Origin of the sequence: Protofrankia sp. CiP3 (genome assembly GCF_917627345.1) — a bacterium.
Taxonomy (GTDB): domain Bacteria; phylum Actinomycetota; class Actinomycetes; order Frankiales; family Frankiaceae; genus Protofrankia.
Genome location: NZ_CAKJTM010000065.1, coordinates 1 through 19,273, shown reverse-complemented (window position 1 = coordinate 19,273; position 19,273 = coordinate 1). Strand labels below are relative to the sequence as shown.

The window sequence follows — 19,273 nt, the reverse complement described above, 5'->3', positions numbered from 1 at the left end:
CTCCCCCTCCCTCCCCCTGAAGAGGCCATCGTCCATGATCGATACAGCGTGATCATCGTCGAGGCGCTGCCCGCCGATGACGGCGACTGCCTGTGGCTGGAGTGGGATCACGACGGCCGGTGGCGTCGCATGCTGGTCGACGGCGGGCGCAGCAACCGCCGGTCGGACGTGGTACCCGGGGGGCTGACCGCCAGGTTCGACCGTCAGCCCGTCGACCAGCGCGACTTCGAGCTGGTCGTGTGCACCCACATCGACGCCGACCACATCGGCGGGTTGCTCGCGCTGTTCCAGCAACCTCCGGCTGGCTTCAGCGCGTCCGACGTCTGGTTCAACGGGCCCGACCACCTGGCTGGCGACCTCCTCGGCCCTGCGCACGGCGACGCGTTCGTCGAGCTTCTGGACAACCGCTGGCCGTGGAACACCATGTTCGACGGCCACGCGGTCGTCGTCCCGGAGCGGGGCCAGCCACCGGTCATCGAGCTGCCGGGCCTCCGGCTGACGTTGCTGTCCCCGGACGTGCCGGGGCTGCGCCAGCTGGCTCTAGACTGGCCGGCCGTGGTCCGCGACTTCGAGGCCGACACCTCGCCGGACGGACCGGCGGACCTGCTCGGCGTCCGGGACCCCGGGGTGCCGCTGGCCGAGCTCGCCGCCGCCGGCTACTCCCGCGACTCCTCGGCCGCCAACGGCTCGAGTATCGCCTTCGTCGTCGAGCACACCGACCGGGCCCGGGTGCTGCTCGGCGCCGATGCCCACGGCGAGGTGCTCGCGGCCGGGCTGCGCGCGCTGCGGCCGGGCGGGCGCTATCCGGTCGACCTGTGCAAGGCGCCTCACCATGGCAGCCGGGGCAACGTCTCGCCGGGCCTGCTGTCGGCGCTCGACTGCCAGCACTGGCTGATCTCCACCAACGGCGCTCGGCACTCCCACCCCGACCGCCGCGCCGTCGCGCGGATCCTCGACCGCTGCGACGCCCCGGAGCTGTGGTTCAACTACCGGTCGGCAAGCACCGAGGAGTTCGCCGATCCCACGCTGGCCGACCGTTTCGGCGCCCGGACGCACTACCCCCGCGCGGGCCGGACCGGGATCCGACTGACCGTCGGAGCCGGCCGGGTGGAACGCGCATGACGCCCCCTCCCGATTGGCTGGCGCTGCTGGACCGGGTTCGCGCCGAATACACCGAGGCCGCCGATGCGGCGAGACGAGCCCACCTTGGGCTTCGCCTGCTCGGCCTGCTGGACCGGTTGCTCGCGGACGGCCATGGCGACGCGTCGGCCGGGGCGCTGCTTGACGAGTCCGTCGCGTTGGCCCGCGACCTGCTGGCGACCGGTCAGCTCACCGGTGAGCGCGCCGAGCTCGTCGAGGTGGCGCTCGCGGTCGACCTGGCCAGTCGCCATCGCCTCCAGGGGGACCGAGCCGACCTCGACGAGGCGCTGGCGATCGGCGAACGCCGGGTCGCCCGCAATCTGGACGCCAGCTGGGCCACGGACCGGGTCAATCTCGGGTCGGCGCTGCTCACCTCCTGGAACACGACCAGCCGCCGCGAGCATCTCGACCGGGCGATCCAGGTGTTGGATCCGGTGGTTACAGCCGGGCGCGAAGGTGAAGCGTCGTTTGACCGGGAGGCGACCGTCAAGGCGGCCGGGAACCTGGCAGTCGCCTACGACTGCCGCTACGACCTCGATCGCCAACCGGATGACCTGCGACGAGCCATCGACACCAATCGGTCGGCACTGCGCCTAGCCGACGACACCGAGACCGACACCGACGTCGCAGACCTGGCGGCGTCGCTGGCCGCGAACCTCGCGGGCAATCTGACGGACTCGTACTACAGCCAGGGCCGCGACGACGACCTCGACGAGGCGATCCAGCTGACCGAGCGGTTCGCTCCCGCCCGGGGCCGGGTTCCGTCCGCCAACCAGTGGTCCGCCCTGGCCAGGGTGTCGCTGGCCCACCACGAGCGTGATCGCGACGAAGACGCGCTTGTCGTCGGCTGGGAAGCGGCGGCGAAGGCGTTGGCAGCGGCGCCCCGCGACTCGCCGGCCTACTCGGGGATGCTCGGCACGGCCGCCAGCCTTGAGTTCGCCCGCTACCACCACGACGGCAACCTCGACCGGCTGAAGGCGTCGATCGACGCCTCCCTCGCGACCATCGACGCAATGTCGCTGGACCTGAACACCTTCGGGGTGCTCGCCAACCAGGCGTGCGTGGCGCTGTCGGAGCGGTACGAGCTGTTCGGTGACAGCGAGGACCTTCGCGAGGCGATCCGGCGGGCGGAACGGGCGTTGGTCCCGGAGCTTCGCGCCGATGTCGCCCGCACGCTGCGCACCAACCTCGCGAACGCCTATGTGCGCCGCTTCAGCCTCACCGAGGACAAGGCCGACCTGATCGCGGCACTGAGGACCTTGCGCGCGGCTCTGGAGCAGACACCGCCGTCACCTGAACGAGCCGGACGGCTAAACACACTCGCGGCGATCCACGCTCAGCTGGCGTTCACCACTGACAGTCCAGCGCAGCTCGACCGTGCCATTGATGCCTGCCGTGAAGCGGTGAACCTGACCGCGGCCACCTCGCCGGACCTGGACATCTACCAGACCTCACTGGGCTCGTGGCTCCACGAACGCGCGGTCATGACGCCCGACCAGCCGCTGTCCGCGATGCTGGACGAGGCGGTACGGACGCTGGAGGCCGTCACCCAACGGCTGACCGAGCCGTCGACGCTGCGAGCCCGGGCCCTGGTCAACTTCGGCAACTGCCTGTACAACCGCCACATCCACGTGACCGCCCCGGACCTCGTCGACCTGCAGCGGGCCTGCGACGCGTGGGACGACGCGCTGGCCGTCCGGGAGCTCACCACGACGGTCGTGGCCGGCCAGCGGCTGGGCAACGTGGCCTTCCACTTCGAGCAGTGGGCGCAGAGCCACCAGGCCTTCGGCATGGCGCTGGACGCCGCCCGGGACCTCACCCGGCGACGCGACGTCGAGGCCGACCAGGAGCTCGCCAGGTTCGGCGTCCAGGGCACCGCGGCGGCCGCCGCGGCCGCCGCGACTCGCTGCGGCGACATCCAGGCGGCCGTCGTCGACCTCGAACAGGCGTCGGCGACGCTGCTGGCGCACCGGGCCGGCCGGGCCGCCGGCCAGGTCACGTTCGCCGACATCGTGGAGCGAGCCGGCGCCCTCGGCGGGCCGATGGTGTACTGGGCCACCACCCGTCTCGGTGGCAACGCCTTCGTCGTCCGGCCGGACGGCGGGGTCGGCGCGGTCGAGCTGGCGGTCACGACCGAGCTCGTCGGGCAGGCGCTCGACAACGTCCGGGCCGCGTTCACCCAGCCGACCTCGGACCCGTGGGACGCCTGGAACACCGCCGTCGCGCAGCTGCTGTCCTGGACCTGGCGGCACCTGGTCGAACCGGTCACCCACCAGCTGGCCGGTGTCCCGGCCGTCGGCCTGGTACCGATCGGACGGGTGGCATGGCTGCCGCTGGCGACCGCCCGACCGGCCGGCGGCGACGGGCTGGTGGACGCCGCGGTGCCGCATACCCTGACCAACGCACGGTCACTGCCGACCCCGGCGGCGTGGCCGGCTCGGCCCCGGGCACTGGTCGCGGCCGATCCCGGTACCGGCCGACGCTGGCTGCCCGCCGCGCTCGCGGAAGCCGACGCGGTGGTCCGCGAGTACGACGGCCGCGCCACCCGGCTGGGTCCGACACCCGGCCCAGGATGGTCGGCCGCCGCGGGCCCGTCGGCCGACCACCCGAGCCGGCCCGCACGCTGCGGACCAGCGGCCCCGTCACGGCGGCGGGAGGCGCCACAGGCGAGGACAGCGGCGCGGGCACTCCTCGGACCGGGGGCGCAGACGGGACGGACGCGGCGCGGCTGCTGGTGGAGGCGGCGCCCGGCGCCCAGGTCGCGCACCTGGTCTGTCACGTCGACGTGGACTTCGACGACCCGATGGCCTCGGTGCTGCGGCTGGCGTCGGGCGTCCGGCTGGGCGAGCTGTTCGAGCGCCGGCTGGCGGGCGAGGCGCACCTGGTGCTCAGTGGGTGCGACGCCGGGCTGACCGGTACCCGGCTGCCGGACGAGGCTATCGGTCCGGCGGCGGTCCTGCTCGCCGCCGGGGCGCGATCGGTCACCGCGCCGCTGTGGCCACTGGACGACCAGACCAGCGGTGCTTTCATGACCCGGTACCACCGGCTCATGGCCGCGGGCACCGATCCCGCCCGGGCGCTCGCGACGGCGCAGCGCGCGGCGCACGGCGAGCCGCCGCTGGTCTGGAGCTCGCTTGTTCACTTCGGCGCCTGAGCAGCGCCCGTCCGCAGCCGCCAGTCGACGTCGCCGAACGACACCAGGCACAGAGCCGCTGCCTCGCCGCGGGCCAGCGCCCGCCGCCGGGCATGCAGCAGCGCCTCGCCGAGCAGCGGCTGGTCGCCGCCAGCTGCGGCACGGTCGGTGAGCTCCGCGAGCAGCGCCACGGCGATGGGGACGATCTGGCGGCCGAGCACCGGGGCCAGCGTCGCGACGACCGCCGACGCCCCGCAGCGCAGGAAGTACCCGGCGGCGTCGAACAGCGGCGCGTCGCCGCCCGCGGTCCGACAGCCCAGGATGAGGACCACCGGATTGGTCTCGGCCTCGTCGACGACGAGCGGCACCAGCTCGTCACCGACGAGCTCCAGCTTGTCGTCGGCGCCGATCTCGAGAACGGTCACGCCGCCGCGCATGGTGACGTGCGGGACTAGGACGAGGACATCCGGACCCGACGCCTGGTCACGCAGCGACCTGGCAGCGGATCTGAGGCCATGCCAGGACGTAGCCAGCGTCGCCTGCCGGGCCAGGTCCGACGCGGCGGCGTTCCATGCGCGGGCGTCGTTGCAGTCGGCCCGGTCCGACGCGGCGGCCAGCACGCTGCCGAGCGGGAACGACGGCCGGTCGAGGTCCGGACCGACGGACAGCGCCACGGCGGCGTCCGCACCGCCCACGGCATGCCGTTCAATGATCTTCGTGGCGCCCCAGAAGCCGTAGGGGCATACCAGCGCCGGGTTGTCCCGCTCGGGGCACGCGACCGCGCACTGGCCGAGCTCGGTCATGGCCGCCACCTGCGGGCACAGCCCGATGGGATCCTGCCCGGAAGTCCGCACCGGCCGGTCGTAGACCAGCTCCGGCGGGAGCGTCATGGCCGGCGCCGACGACAGCACTGAGACGGTCCGAGCCGCCCGCAGCCGGACCGCCGCGGCTGGCGGCACCGATCCGCGCCGGCCGAACAGCTCCTTGTACAGGGTCCGTCCCCGCCTGGCGCAGTCGACCAGCACCGCCCGGTAGAGATCCGGGTCCGGATCGGACCCGCCGTCGACATCGGTCAGCGCCCGCAGCCCGGCGGCCAGCGCGCGCAGGTCGCCATCCGTCAGCGGCCGGACCTCGACTCCATCGGCCGCCACCACCGTCACCGCCAGACCGGCGTCGGGCTCGTCGCGCGGCGACCGGTCCGCGACCAGCGCCAGGTCGTGCCCAGCCATCAGGTCCAAGTCAGCGACCTCGCCGCGCACGACGGTCTCCAGGTCGAACTGCGGCGGGGCGCCGCCCACCTCGCCGCGCAGCAGACCGGCCTGCAGGAAGCGGCGCCGGTACAGCACGGCCACCCGCAGCAGGAGCCAGCTGCCGCTCGGCCCGGCCGTGAGCTCGAACACCGCCGGGGAGGAGTCACCCGCCGATGGCAGGCTCACAGTCGCGCTTCCCACCAGCCCGCCGCCCGGCCCGCCACCGCGTACCAGATCGGTCACCACCACCTCGAGATCGTGGGCGCTCTCGCCGACGAACTCCCCCTCGGGCAGCGGGGCGGCGATGCCCGGCAGCCCGCCGTCACGGCCGACCCAGACCGTGAGCCGGTACGGTGTGGCGGCCTCGATGCTTCCCGGCATCCCTGACGGCATCGCCGACGCCCCGGCTGGCGGGATGGCGTCCAGGCTGGCGCGCAGCTGCCGGGCCGGCCGGCGGGCGCGGTCCCACCGCAACCTGCGCAGCAGATTGGCCAGCAAGCCACCGGTCGCCGCCGCCGCCTTCCGCTGGCCCGGCCCCGACCACGACCGGCCGGCGAGCGAGCCGCGCAGCATCCGGTCCACGGTGCCGTCGCTCAGCCACGACTGGTCGAGCTCGTCACGTGCCTCGGGCACGCCCGACAGCCGCAGGCCGTCCAGGCGGGCGGCGGCCGCCGCTACCCACGGGGTGCCGGAACTGGCCTCCCCACAGGCGGCATGGACGGCGACGTCGAGCGGCGCGCCGCTGGCGGCGGCGAGGACCAGCGCGGCCAGCCACCGATCGGGATCGGCACCCGGGTCGGCCACCGCGAGCAGGGCGCAGCGGTGCCGCGAGGCGATCCGCCACACCGCATCGGCGTCCGGTTCGTCGAGCCCGCTGGTGAGCACGAGCACAGCCGTCGCCGGCCAGGAGCCAGCCTGCGCCGCCTCGACGCCGTCGTAGAGCACGATCGAGGCGGCCGGCGGGTGCGGACGGGCTGCGGCGACGGCGACGGCGCCAGCGACGGCCATGACGCCGCCGTCGTCAGCGGCGCTGGTTCCGTCGGTGAGTTCGGTGAGTTCGGTGAGTTCGGTGAGTTCGGTGAGTTCGGTGAGTTCGGTGAGTTCGGTGAGTTCGGTGAGTTCGGTGAGTTCGGTGAGTTCGGTGAGTTCGGTGAGTTCGGTGACCATGTTGTCCCACCACGCCACCACCGTGGGGTCGGCCAGCAACCGGACACCGTAACCCGGCCGGGCGATCCGCAACGGCCATCGCCACGGTGGGCACTGCCAGGGTGCGGGACGGTCCGTGAGGCCGTCCGTGGCAGACCCCGGCTCGGACCGCGCGCCGGGCGGGGAGAGCCGGACGTTCACCGCCCCCACCGAACGACATCGTCCGAGCAGGCGGACGAGCCTGGCCGTCCCGGCGGACGGGTCGAGGACCAGGCGAACCGGGGTGTCGGGGGCCGGGCCGGCCAGTGACCACCAGTCGGCGACGATCGACGCGTCCGGATGGGTCTCCAGCCAGTCGGACGGGTCCGTCCAGGCGAGCAGCGGTGGGATCGGCTCGCCGTACCTGCCCTGCCGCGGGTAGCGGACCCGCATGTCCGCATCGAGACCGCCGGTGGCCAGCCGCGGGTCGGCCGCGGCCACGCCGGCGCCCACCAGGGCGTCCAGCACATCGTCGGCGGCGGCGGACGGGCCGACCACCTGCCGGCAACGCGCCATCAGCTCGTCGAGCCCTGCCTCCACCGCGTCCCCCACATCCCCACGTCCCGTCCCCACGTCCCAGCCCCCAACTGCTGTGTCCACCGCACACGCTGCCACATCGCCGTCTCCGACGTCGCCTCCGGAGGCGGGCAGGGCAGGCGGGGACGCGGCTCGCGCGCTGCCGGCTCGCCGTCACACCAGACCGGGGCAGAACTGGTCGAGCAGGATCCGGGTCAACCGCTCGCCGCGTTTCGTCAATGCCTCGAGATCAGCCTGCGGCATCGCCCGGAAATTTGTCGGACAGTTTACCACCCGCTCACGCGGAACCAGATCCGTGACCGCTGGCGGGAGCCGGTCGTCGTATGTCGACAGGTACGGCAGCGCGAAACCCTCGATGGCGCCTGATCGCCGCCATTCGTGGAGCCTCGCACGCCCGTGGTCCTGGCCGCGCCTGTGCTCGATCTCGAATGCGCGGGCCGTCCGCGCCGGCCAGAATCGTGGGGATTTCGTGGAACTGTGCCGGCCGGCGTCGCACGAGATTATGTAATCTACCGGATAGACATGGGACGTGAATTCTGGGGACCGTCCGGGCTCGAGCACCGAAAGACCGAGGTTGTCGTAGACGCCGCCGTCCGTCAGCAGCACGACGTCCCGGCGCCGCCGCCCGTCCTGGTCGAACTCGAATGTTCGCTCAAGGGCCGGCAACAGCAGCGGAAACGCGGCCGAGGCCGCGGCCGCCGTCGCCACGTCGACGGCTCCGATGACGTCGCCCAGCCGCGATGACGAGATCCCCCTGTTGCCGAACCGGAACGCGCCGCCAGAGCGGAGGTCGGTGGCGGTCAGCACCACGGAGAGGCCGGGGTCGGTCGGCTCGGCCAGCGTTCTGCCGTGCAGCGCGAGCCGGTCGCGCAGAACGTCTACGAACACCTCCGTCCGGTTCGCGTGACGTAGCCGGGAATCTGGGACGGCATCCCGGCGGTCGACCAGCACGGCCGCCGTCGACATGGCCGACCGGACGAGAGCCGAAGGTCTCATCACCCCACGGACGAGTCGCCGTTGCAGGCCGTCGCGCAGCACGCGCACCGCATTGTCGTCAAATTCCTCGAAACCGGCGGGACCATAAGCCCACATCGCTGCGAGGACCGCGCCGCCGGAGATGCCGGAGACCACCTTGACTCGCCGGAGGAGGTCACGGCGGCGCAATTCTCGCAGGCAGCCCAGATGGAATGCCATCGCCCGGGAGCCACCGCCGGAGAGAGCGAGCCCGACATTGCGTTCCGGCGCCTGACCTGACATCGGCCTCGTCTCCGTCCCTGTCGCCGCAGAATACGCCACCGGCCCTGCCCCGCGAGGCCACGATGGTCGATGACGTCCGAGCGCCCAGGATGTCCGGACGGCGCGGGTCGACGAGCCCCGCGCCGGCACGGAATGACACACGACGACATGGAATGACATTGCCCTGGCCGCCCGGCGGCCCGCGGCTCAGCCTTCTCGCTGGGGCGGCCCACCCGGGCACCAAGCTCCGACCCCCGGAAACGTGACGGATGGTGACCGCCGTCAGGACCGGCGTCGCATCGGACGAAGACGAAGCGGTGACAGAACCCGACATATCTGGCAGTCCGAGCAGGCACGACCTGCGCCTGCTTTCCTGCAAGAACACGCAATTTAGCGAGGCGGATGAGCTGCAAGGACGTGGTCGATCACTCGGTATCCTGGTTGCGCGTCCGCAGGCTGCCAGCGACCGGGGAGACGAGCAGGCTGGATGACAGGGAAAATGACGCACCATTTTCCGTGGATGGGGTCGCCCCCGGTCGAGGAACGGACTGAGGTACGTCACCTCGTCGTCTTGGTCCCGGGATTCGGCGGCTCCGAGCTGCGAGACGCCGAGGGCAGAGTGGTCTGGGGGCTGTCGCCGCGGGCGGTCGGGCAGCCGGTCCGGGTCGCGGAACGTCTCATCCCGGTGTACGAGGACCTGGCCGACCCGGATTTCTCCGACGGCCTGCGGCCCGGCGGCCTGGTCGGAGCCGGGGTGCCCGGCCTGTTCCGCTCCCTGGGCTACGCCACCCTGGTCCACAGCCTCGAGAGCAGATTCGCTCTCGATCCGGAGCTCACATATCTGCAGTTCACCTACGACTGGCGTCGGCCCATCGCGGTGAGCGCAGCCGAGCTCGGCCGCGCCGTCGAGCGCCGACTGCGGATCGCCCGCGCACGGGTCAATCCCCGGGCGCAGGTCATCGTTCTCGCCTACAGCATGGGCGGCCTCGTCGCCCGCCAGTACCTGGAGCACGAGGGCGGCCATCGCGATTGCCGCCGGCTGATCACTCTCGGGTCGCCGTACCGTGGCTCGCTGAAGGCCCTGGACTTCCTGGCCAATGGGCCGAAGCTGCGCGCTGTCCGGCTCGCGTCGCTCGCCGAGCACATCCGACGCCTGCCCTCCTTCTACGAGCTTCTGCCGACCTACCCGATCGTTCAGGACCGGCGCCCGGAGGCACCGGCCGCCCTGCTCAGGGTGAAGGACATCGTCGACGCGGTTCCCGGGCTCGACGGGCAGCGGATCCGGGAGGCGTGGTCGTTTCTCTCACGGCTTAACCAGAGCGCACAGCCGCACCTCACCGAACCGTGGGCTGGATATGGGCAGCCGACCCTCCAGCGAGCTGTGCTCACGTCGTCGGGCCTGCGCGTCGACCGTTCCAGCGAGGGCATCCCGGCGAGCTACGGCCGCACCGGCGGGGATGGAACGGTTCCGTCGATTGCGGCCCGCCCCGTCAGTCATGGTGAGCACCATCTGACCGTGGTGGAACAGCCCCAGACGCATTCAGGCTTCGTCGCCGCCGACGAGACCGTCGCGTTGGTGCTGGAGAACCTCTGGCGCTACCTCCGTGACGACGATCCGGTCCAGTTCTCAGACATCCGCGACCCGCGAGACACCCCAGGCGGCGGCCCCGCCGGCTGGGGCGGGCCCACCATCGGCCTGGAGGTCGAGGACATATACGACCGCGACGAGGTGGTCGCGATTCCCGGGCGACTTGCCGAGGGGGCGGCGGGGACGACGATCTGGTACCGCCTTGACGGCGGCGAGCGTCTTGCGGTCCACCCGGACAGCGACGGCGCGTTCGTCCTCCACCTCGGCCGTCTTCCTCTCGGAACCCACCGCGTGGACCTGGTGCGGGGGCGGTCTGAGCGGTCCTTTCTCAGCGACGCCGTCGAGGTCTGGTGATGCCCTGGGAACCTTGGGTTATCGGGGAGTATGCGCGGCTGGCCCGCTACGTCGCTCCGGCAGCGTTCCTCGGCAGCAGCTTTGTTCCTCAGCGCATCTTCGAGCTTCGTGGGCGATGGTCGGAGGCCTGCCGCGAACTGTACGACACGCTGGCCAAGCTCGAGCTTCACTACGACACCGCGCCGTGGACGGAAAAGCGGTATACCCAGCTCGTTCGAGAACCAGCCGACATCGTCGGCGACCGCCGGGGGACCTGCCTGGAGGTGGCCACGATGTTCGCCGCACTCTGCCTGGCCGCCCGGCTCCGCCCATACCTGGTGGTCGTCTCCGGAGGTCCCGGATCGTCACCGCACGCGCTCGTCCTGGTGGATGGCTTTGATCCCGGCGACGGCCGCCGTGCCGTCGCGCTGCCTTTCGACCACGGCGTCGCCGCCGTCGGCGGGATCCAGCTCCAGGAGCTGGGAGTGGCGGCCGCGATCGCGCGCGGCGCCGTGGCGGCGATCGACTGCACGGGCTTCACCTATGTGCCCGGACGGCCCGGCGGCCCGGTCCTGAGCTTCGACAACGCCTGCCGAGCCGGTCGCGAGCAGCTGGACGCGGCCCATGAGATCAACCTTGTCGACGTGGTCTGGTGCCAGCGCGCCGCCCATGAGCCGACGCCAGCCCGGCGGGTGCCCGACCCGTTCACCCAGACCGCGACGGATGCCGGCCGCGCCGCGACCGCCTGCGGCGACGCCGCAGGGCCATCCGACGCCTACGTCCAGCTCGCCGAGCATTCCCGACGGGTGGCGCACGAGGCCGGTCTGCCGCTGGACACCCACCAGCCCGGCCGCGTCAGCCTGCCCGATCTCTATGTTCCCAGGCAGGCCGTCGAGGACGAGCTGCTCGCCGCCTGCGAGGTGCCGTCGGCGAGCATCGTCGTCGGCGAGGCCGGCGTCGGGAAGACGAGCCTCCTCTGGCATCTGGCCAGGCAGCTCGAGGAGGCCGGGCGCCGCTGGCTGTTCCTGCGCTCCACTGACCTGTCCACCGGCCGGCTCGCCCAGCCACCGGGCGGGCGGGCGGTTCCCGCGGGCCGCCCGGCGGTGGAAATGGGGCTGCTCGCCGACGCGCTGCGCGGCGGCCGGCACGCACAGCCCACCGTCCTGCTCGTGGACACGATCGACCTGCTGCTTCGCTCGGACCGGTCCGACATCCTGGCCAGCCTGCTCCTGCTCGGCAGGGAGTCCGGCGCCGCGCTGGTTCTGACCTGCCGGGAGCAGGAGTCCCTAAAGATCAACGCTCTCCCTCACAGCGACCCACACCGCCGTGTCCCGCTGGAGCCGTACACGAAGCCTGAAACGGTCCTGGCTGTCCGGCGGCACGCCCGCCACTTCTGCACCGGGACCGGGCTCGACCCGGACCGCGTCGGGCAACAGGTCATGAACGCGGTGGCGAGAGACCTACCACTGACCGAGATCGTGCGGCGGCCACTCACCCTGCGGATGTTGTTCGAGACCGAACGTGATGTCTGGGCCCAGTGGGTCGTCGGCGGCGGCGCCCCACATGCCGACATTCCCGAGATCAACACCGAGCTGGACGTCACCGACCTCTACGAACGGTACTGGGAGCTGCGGGTACGCATAGATGCCCGAGTGGGCATCGGCGGGTACCCGCAGCTCGACGTGTCCACCGCCACCCATCTGGTCGCCGTCCTGATGCTCGCGCTCGGTCGGCCGGTTATCGACCGGAAGACAGCCGCCACCGAGCTGGCCCGGACACCGAGCCTGGTTCCGGCGCGCAAGGCCGGTCTCGACACGCTCACCAGCCGCGGACTGGTCTTCGAGATCACCGGCGGGCCCAGCACCGAGATCCAGTTCTTCCATCAGACCTTCTTCGAGTACGCCGTCGGGCGGGCGTTGCTGGACCTCGGCACGCCGGCCGTCGACGACCTGGTCACGCGAGCGCGCCGGTATCCGGACGACCTCTTCCTCGCCGCGGTCGCCCAGCAGACCCTGCTCCTGGCCTGCCGCTCCGAGATCGACGCCCGCGAGATCGACCGGATCTTCGCGGCACTGCTGACCGACAGCAACCCGGCGACACGGCAGCTCGCCGTCGCCGCGTACGCCCAGGCCCGCTGCCGAGGGCCGCTCACCGCCGAGGCCGGCCGCCGTGTTCTCGCCCAGGCCGACGACGGCCTGGTGAGACGCTTCCTGAGCTATGTTCCGCGCGTCCGTCACACGGATATCGACTCAGTTCTACGCGACCTGACCGTGCTGTGGGGACCCGACGGCGCCGAGGTGCCCGCCGACACGAGGACCGGCATCCTGCGGGCCCTCGCCAGCCTCGGCGGCTTCGTACCGGACCTTGTGCACGCACACCTGCACAGCCAACGGACAGGCTGGATGACCTGGTTCACAGCGCTGTCCCCCGCCGAGGCGCGGCGGCGGCGCGAGGGCCCGCTGGCCCTGGTCAGAGCCCTCGGCCGGGCCGACCAGCGGTGGGCCTCCGACCATCTTCAGGCCATCATCGAGAAGATGGGTGACGCCGGGGACCGGCATGACGCGCTCGCCTCGGCCCTCGAGGTCGCGGCGGAGACGCTCACCGACCAGTCACGCCTGCGGCCCTTTCTGGCCCTCGTGCCGAGCAGCGCGAGGGTCACTCACGGCGGCACCACCGCGCTCCGACGAGCGTTGGCCGGCATCCAGCACACGATCTGGCGCACGCAGGGGTACCCGCTCGAGGCGGCGGTCGCGGAGATTCTCGGCCCGAGCCAGGCGGACGGACCGAACCTGGGCGCCAACGTCCATGCCGATGGAGACGCCGCTGCCATGGGAAAATCCCGGAAGACGGCTGATCGAGTGGCGGACGGCGCCGAGCTGATCAGGCGCCACGCCCAGTGGTGGGCCCTCGCTGAACTCGCTCACGAGGCGGATGGTGCGTCGGTCCGGGGCCTGCTGGCAGGCCTGCTCGCGATCGAGGAACGCCAGCATCAGTTCGAGTTCGCCAACCACTGCCTGCGCCACCTGATAGAAGGCGAGTTCCGCCCGCAGGTCCCGGGTGCCTCCTCGCCGCGGTCAGGCCCGGCGACCGTAGCCGCCCGAGACGCCTGCCGCGAACAGTTGTCGGGCGGCGGGCCCGCGGACGCCTCCGCGCGCCAGGCCGCCCTGCTGTGCCGCGCGGCGCTTGACCACGCGGGGATACCCGCGACCGGCGTGGCGGACATCGTGAGCACCGTGAACGACCAGGACCCGGCCGGCTCACCATGGCTGGCGGAGGACGGGCTGGCCTGCCTGACCGTGCCGGCCGCGCTCGGCGGTCATTCGCAGGCCCGCGAGGTACTGGAGGCCTGGGCGGCCCCGCCCGCGCCCGGCGAGCCCAGGCCTCGTCCCGAAGACCGGAACGTACGCAAGATCTTTCTCTACCGGCTGCGCAACGCCTCGCGGACGGACCCGGCAGCTCTGGAATACCTGGTCAGGGAGGCGGCGCGGAGCCGGCGAGCGGACTTTCTCATCGGCGCGCTCGACGACCGGCCGGAGCGGGCGGCGCCGCTGCCCCGTCCGCTGGCGAGGCGGATCGCCGATCTCGGCGCGGCCCTGCTGGCCGACCAGACCCCCGAGATCCGCGGCCAAGCATACCGAATCTACGCGGACCTGCTGCGCGAGCCGACGCCGCCCGACGCGACGTCCGCGCTGCTGCCCGGTCTCGGTGAGCGGCTGCAGCAGGCGTCCAGTGCCGGCCTCACCGTCCTGCAGAGGATGCTCGACCATCACCCTCATCTGCTCATGCCGGCGGTGGTCTTCGAGCCTGTCCAGCAGAAACTGTCCAGGCTCGCGGTAGATGGCATCGCTCCGTCGGTGGAGGCGACCGACCGGGCCCGGGACTACCTGCGGACCCTGATCTGCCGATGCGGCCCGCTGAGCCCCCGCCCGGCCCTGCTCTCGACAGTGAGACAGGCTCGTGACCTCGTCCTCGAACCGCAGGACTCGGCGGCCCTCGCACCGTTCGGTGTCCTGATCTCGCGGGTCGTCGCGGTCGATCCGGGGCTGGCTGCCGATCTCCTCGTCGAGGCCAGCCGGGTCATCCACGGCATCACGGGAAGCAATGACTCCTGGAAGGGGCGGCGTGCGCACCGGTGGCGCGGCCCCGTCATCGCGACGGTTCCGAAACTCGGGCTGACGGACTGGCATCGGATGATGAAACAGCTGGCTCAGGAAGACGAGGCGCTGCTCATGCAGGCGGTCGACGTGAGCATTCAATACCGCGTGGACGAGGTAGACGAGCTGACTATCGCGATCCTGGCCGAGGCCCATGTCAGCGAGCAGGTGATGGCGAGTTATCGGGCATCCCGGCAGCGCAAACAACGCAGGCAGGGGGGCACCGAGACATGGCTACCGGTCCTCGAGACGTGGCGGCAGCGCGGTTCCGCGCGGTGACCCGCCCTGCCGCAGCCCCGGAGCTGACCACGCCCCCGACGGCGACTCCGACGACGACCATCTTCGCCGCCCGCCGCCCGCCGTCCGCGCGCGACGCGCTCAAGGAAGACTGATGCCGCGCGAACCGTGGCCCATTGGCGAGCACTCCCGGCTCGCTCGGTACGTCGATCCCGAGGCCTTCGCGGGAAGCGAGTATGTGCCACGACGGATATTCGAACTGCGCGGGAGATGGCGAGACGCCGTCCGTGAACTATATACATCGATGATCGGGCTGAACCTGCACTACGACCTCGCCCCGTGGACCGAGCAGTCCTACACACAGATCATCCGTGAACCGTCGGATATCGTCGCGAGTGGCCGCGGCACCTGCCTGGACGTGGTCACCATGTTCGCCGCGCTCTGTCTCACGGCTCGCCTCCGCCCGTTTCTGGCGATCATCTCGGGCGGTGGTGGGCCGCACGCGCTCGTGCTGCTGGACGGCAGCGATCCCGGCGACGGGACCCCCGCCGCGGCCTTCCCGTTCGACCGTGGTGTCACGGCTCTCGAGGGCCCGGAGCTGGCCGCGACCATCGGGCGCGGCCAGCTCGTGGCGATCGACTGCACAGGCTTCACCCGGATCGACCGGCGAAACGGCGGCCGCCCGCTGAGCTACGCCGACGCGTGTCAGGCCGCCGACGGACAGGTTCGCCTGGCCGCGGAGATCCACCTGATCGACGTGGTCTGGTGCCAGCGAAACGCGCACAAGCCGGTACCCGCCCGACGGGTGGCAGATCCGGCTGACCGGGCCGAACGAGCACCCGACGTAGTACCCACGTCAATCCTGCCCACGCTGCCGGCGCATTTCGTTCCCCGCCCGACGGAACGGGAGGCGTTGATCGCCGAACTGCTGCGGCTGGCGTCGGGCGGCGGGGCGGTCGCACTGGCATCGACGGCGGCGGTTCATGGCACAGGAGGATTCGGCAAGACCACCCTGGCTCTTGACGCCTGCCAGGACGGGCGCGTCCTGGCCGCTTTTCCCGATGGCGTCGTCTGGGTCGAGATCGGACGGGATCCTGTCCTTCCCGCGCTGCTCGCGGATGTGACTGCCATGGTGTCGGGCGATCCGCCGGTCCGCTATTCCACGGTCGCGGCGGCGGGTCATGCCCTGGCAACGGCGATCGGCCAGCGCCGCCTGCTCCTGGTCCTGGACAACGCGTGGAGCGCCACCGACCTGGAGCCGTTCCTCAAGGGCGGAGACGACTGCGTCCGGCTCGTCACCAGCCGTCGGGCAGATATCCTGCCGACCGGAATCAAGGTCGTCACGGTCGGCCGGATGGCTCCGGACACTGCGGTTCAGGTGCTGTGCCGGGACCTGCCGCACGCGACAGCCACCGACGTCTATCCGCTGTACGAACGAAGCCACCGCTGGCCGGTCGTTCTCGGGATTCTCAACGGCGTGCTTCGCGGCCGTTCGCGACGCACCCCCGAGCAGCCGGTCGCCGACGTCGTCGCGTCGCTCGCGGCCCGCCTCGACCGTCTGGGTGTCACCGGCGCGGACGACCTCGTCGACAAGGAGACACGCACGGCTCGCGAGGTTCTCGCCGTCGGCGTCGAGGATCTGGCGGCCGAGCGGGGAGGCTCCCGCCTGCGGGAGCGGTACCTGAGCCTGGCCGCGTTCCCGCCCGGCAACCTCATCTCCTATTCCGCGCTCGCCCAGCTGTGGGACTGCGACGACCTCGAGACGCAGGTCGTCTGCGACCGCTTCGGCGACCGGTCCCTGCTCGGCTCGGTGGAGCGGACCGGCGTGCGTCTGCATGACGTCGTCCGCGATCATCTCCATCACGAGTACTGGGAAGCAATATCACGCTGGTCCGCCGCGCTCCTCACCATGATCAAATCGCATTGCGTGGACGGGCAGTGGCACCGCATCCAGGACTCGTCCGCCGACGAGCTCGACCAGGTCGCGTTCCTGCTGATCGCCAATGAGAAGGACGCCGAGCTGAACGGTCTCGTCTGGGACCTCCGGTTCATCGCGCGCCGCGTCCAGCAGGGCGGCGTCGTCGGCCTGCTCGCAGACCTGAACGTGTACCGGGTCTCGCAGGCGCGCAACCCCGACCTGGCCGAGCTGATCCGGGTGGTCGAGCTCGAGGGGCATCTCGCCCTGCGCGTCGACGACGTCACCAGCATCGCCGCCACCGTCTACTCGCGCCTGGTCGGCCACCAGGCGGTGATGCGCCGGCTCACCCACACCGACGAGGCTCTCCTGCACTCGCTGGTCGCCCTCCACGACATGCCCGACCGCGCCGACGGCCGGCTGCGCCGCGTCCTCAGCGGCCACCAGGACCGGGTGCTGTGGGCGGCGTGGAAGCCCACCGGCGATCAGCTTGCCACCGCGGGCGCCGATCAGACCCTCCGGATCTGGGACGAGCACGGGCATCTGCTCAGGACGGTGGAGTTCGAGGCCGCCGTCAACGCGGTCGCGTGGCGGCCGGACCTTCTCATGGTCGCCGCGATCGTCGGCGATCGTTCCGTCATTCTCGTAGAGCCGATCTTTGGAGACGTGCACGAGCGCTGGGATGACGACATCGAGGTCGTCTGTCAGGCCTGGTCTCCGGACTCCCGGACGCTCGCGCTCGGCCGCGCCGACGGGACGGTGCTGTGCTGGTCCGGATCCGGTACACCGACGGTGACCGCGGCCGTGAGCCAGGCGGCGGTCCGGGCGATCGCCTGGGACGCCGTCAACGGGCTGGTCACCGCACACGCGGACGGGACGCTGGCCCAGTTCCGTGCACTAGCCCAGTTCCGCGCGGACCCGGCGGGCACCGCCAACGTCGGTCTCGCCCACCTCGCGACGCGCCTGAACGTTCCCCGAGGCGTCGCTCTTCGGCCGGGCCACCCGCAGGCCGTCATCGGCGCCGCCGCCCAGGGCGTGTTCCTGGCCGACCTGGCCGGGCAGCCCGAGGTGATCGGCGCAAGTCCGTCCACCCTGGGCTGGGTGACCTCCGTGGCCTGGAGCGCGGACGCGCACCGGCTGGCGGCCGGTACCCAGGATGGGGCCGTCGAGCTCTGGCGAACGCCTCCGGCCGGCTCCACCCGGCAACCAGCACAGACCCCCGGCCTCGCGGGTCCCGACCTGCGCGCGGCGTGGGACGCCACGTTCGAGCCGGAGCAGTCGCTGCGCTACAACGGCGTCCGGGTCGCCGCCGTCTCCTGGCATCCCGCCAGACCGCTGCTCGCGGTGAGCGCCCACACCGAGGTCCGCATTTTCGACGTCGAACGGTCACCCGAGCAGATCATCCGGAGCGGGATCAACTGCCTGCGCTGGCATCCCAGCGGGCGATTCCTCGCCGCCGGTGGCATGTCCGGCACCATCATCGTCGTCGACCCCACCGAGCCGACGGCCCACGAGACCCACCGGACGCCCGCCGAGGGCATCCGTTCCCTGGCCTTCGCCCCCGACGGTCGGCACCTGATCACGGTCACCGAGAACGGGCCGCTTCTCGTGTGGCCCGTCATCTCCGTCCCGGCGGCCTCCGGGAAAGCCAGTCTGGGCACACCCGCCAGTCGCCGAGCGCCGGTGTCACTGTCGGGAGCTGTCGCCTGGTCGCCCGGCGGTACCTGGGCCGCGGTGGGAGGCAACCGCGAGCTCGCTGTGCTGGAGGCCGGGTCGTGGCAGGTCCGCGCCCGTTTCGAGGTCGCTGATCTCGTCAACGGACTGGACGTCGATCGGCACGGCAGGATCGCCGTAGCGACCAGCGGCTCCGCCGTCAGTGTCCACCTCCCGGACGGGCAGCTGCCACTGCGCCTCGACGGCCATCTCAGCTCGGTCAGCGCCGTCCGCTGGACACCGGACGGGCGGTTGTTCTCCGCCGGCTATGACGGTCAGATCATCTGCTGGGACGTCGACCACCGAGAGCCGATCTTCCATGTCGACCCTGGCCCAGGCGCGGCGTGGGATCTCTCCCTCGACGAGGGCCAGCTCATGACCGTCACGTCGCTCGGCTCGATCGGCCTGCACAGCTGGGCGAACGGGCACACGCACTGCCGTGTCGCCCTCGACACGGCGCTGAGCTCCTGCGCGCTCTCCCCCGACCGGGTGACGGCAGCCGTCGGTGGATCCGCCGGAATCGCGATCTTCCGCCGGTCGCGCTCCCTCCCGCGCACCGCCAACAAGTAGCCGCTGCGCGAGCGTGTGGGGTTCCAGAGCTCGGCCACCGGCGTTGAGCTGGGCTTTCAAGCGGCTCGTTCGTATTCGTTGATCAGGCCGCCGAGGATGGGCCGGCGCTTGATCCGTTCCTCGGTCAGGTCGGCAACGGGGCGGTCGGGCCGCGGCCGGAGATCACGGCTGCGGTCGGGTCGATGATCGTTTAAGTGGCGGGTATACCCGTCGAGCACGGTGGCGGCGTGGCGCTCGCCGCAGAGGAGGATCTTGTCGGTGCATTCCTGGCGGATGGCCTGT

General features: G+C 71.7%; 8 protein-coding genes and 1 pseudogene. 6 read left to right on the top strand and 3 right to left on the bottom strand.

The window, feature by feature from the left end; all coding sequences use genetic code 11:
- Nucleotides 1-48 precede the first annotated feature (48 nt).
- A complete protein-coding gene (locus MJ797_RS18915; RefSeq protein ID WP_239337050.1) occupies nt 49-1,122 on the top strand; it encodes a ComEC/Rec2 family competence protein in 1,074 nt (357 codons plus the stop codon).
- Nucleotides 1,123-3,463: 2,341 nt separating this feature from the next.
- Nucleotides 3,464-4,294: a CHAT domain-containing protein gene (locus MJ797_RS18910; protein WP_308128345.1), complete on the top strand. Its 831-nt coding sequence runs from the start codon at nt 3,464-3,466 to the stop codon at nt 4,292-4,294.
- Here MJ797_RS18910 and MJ797_RS18905 read toward each other — a convergent pair.
- Together MJ797_RS18905 and MJ797_RS18900 are read right to left on the bottom strand one after the other, a co-directional pair.
- The gene (locus tag MJ797_RS18905) at nt 4,279-7,308 is read right to left on the bottom strand and encodes a hypothetical protein (RefSeq protein ID WP_239337036.1); all 3,030 of its coding nucleotides are present in this window, start codon (nt 7,306-7,308) and stop codon (nt 4,279-4,281) included. The genes MJ797_RS18910 and MJ797_RS18905 overlap by 16 nt on opposite strands.
- A gap of 90 nt (nt 7,309-7,398) precedes the next feature.
- Nucleotides 7,399-8,502: a patatin-like phospholipase family protein gene (locus MJ797_RS18900; protein ID WP_239337034.1), complete on the bottom strand. Its 1,104-nt coding sequence runs from the start codon at nt 8,500-8,502 to the stop codon at nt 7,399-7,401.
- A 248-nt stretch (nt 8,503-8,750) separates the two neighbouring features.
- Here MJ797_RS18900 and MJ797_RS18895 point away from each other — a divergent pair, with 248 nt between their 5' ends.
- The 4 genes from MJ797_RS18895 to MJ797_RS18880 all read left to right on the top strand — a co-directional run bounded on the left by MJ797_RS18895 (nt 8,751) and on the right by MJ797_RS18880 (nt 18,991).
- Nucleotides 8,751-8,972 carry a hypothetical protein gene (locus MJ797_RS18895; protein WP_239337022.1) on the top strand — a complete coding sequence of 74 codons (222 nt, stop codon included), beginning with the start codon at nt 8,751-8,753 and terminating at the stop codon, nt 8,970-8,972.
- Entirely contained in the window at nt 8,969-10,423 is a 1,455-nt protein-coding gene (locus MJ797_RS18890) for a triacylglycerol lipase (protein WP_239337020.1), read from the top strand. Before MJ797_RS18895 ends, MJ797_RS18890 begins: the two co-directional genes overlap by 4 nt.
- Nucleotides 10,423-14,835 (top strand): ATP-binding protein, encoded by a 4,413-nt coding sequence (locus MJ797_RS18885; RefSeq protein ID WP_239337017.1) that lies wholly within the window; start codon nt 10,423-10,425, stop codon nt 14,833-14,835. The genes MJ797_RS18890 and MJ797_RS18885 overlap by 1 nt, the downstream gene beginning before the upstream one ends.
- 112 nt (nt 14,836-14,947) lie before the next feature.
- Entirely contained in the window at nt 14,948-18,991 is a 4,044-nt protein-coding gene (locus MJ797_RS18880) for an NB-ARC domain-containing protein (protein WP_239337015.1), read from the top strand.
- 56 nt (nt 18,992-19,047) lie between these two features.
- Here MJ797_RS18880 and MJ797_RS18875 read toward each other — a convergent pair.
- Nucleotides 19,048-19,273: pseudogene (locus tag MJ797_RS18875) on the bottom strand (transposase); the annotation flags it as partial.

Bases quoted from the DNA above. Each gene is read 5' to 3' on its own strand.
- MJ797_RS18910 (WP_308128345.1), top strand. From the start codon at position 3,464: ATGGCTGCCGCTGGCGACCGCCCGACCGGCCGGCGGCGACGGGCTGGT.
- MJ797_RS18895 (WP_239337022.1), top strand. From the start codon at position 8,751: ATGGTGACCGCCGTCAGGACCGGCGTCGCATCGGACGAAGACGAAGCG.
- MJ797_RS18900 (WP_239337034.1), bottom strand. From the start codon at position 8,502: ATGTCAGGTCAGGCGCCGGAACGCAATGTCGGGCTCGCTCTCTCCGGC.
- MJ797_RS18885 (WP_239337017.1), top strand. From the start codon at position 10,423: ATGCCCTGGGAACCTTGGGTTATCGGGGAGTATGCGCGGCTGGCCCGC.
- MJ797_RS18890 (WP_239337020.1), top strand. From the start codon at position 8,969: ATGACAGGGAAAATGACGCACCATTTTCCGTGGATGGGGTCGCCCCCG.
- MJ797_RS18880 (WP_239337015.1), top strand. From the start codon at position 14,948: ATGCCGCGCGAACCGTGGCCCATTGGCGAGCACTCCCGGCTCGCTCGG.